Raw genomic sequence first — 221 nt, forward strand, 5'->3', positions numbered from 1 at the left:
CTTCTATCGATATCATTGACTCTATATGGCTTCGGTACAAATCAACTTCGATTCTTTCTCTCCAAACATGCATATCATCAGAATATTGTTGTACCTCTGCAATGTACCTTCCATTTAGAAAAAGCTTTTTACTGAGCACGTAAAGTGACGCACCATATAGAGCAGCGGAAGCAATCAAAAGAGCGATCCAAGGTTTTAAGCTAGATTTAATCAAACTAGAT

1 pseudogene is annotated in these 221 nt (G+C 37.1%); it reads right to left on the reverse strand.

Annotated elements, in window-relative coordinates:
* Positions 1–214, reverse strand: a pseudogene (locus A3712_RS28370) (hypothetical protein); the annotation flags it as partial.
* Positions 215–221: the final 7 nt, after the last annotated feature.

Source organism: Vibrio sp. HI00D65, from assembly GCF_001635455.1.
Lineage (GTDB): Bacteria > Pseudomonadota > Gammaproteobacteria > Enterobacterales > Vibrionaceae > Vibrio.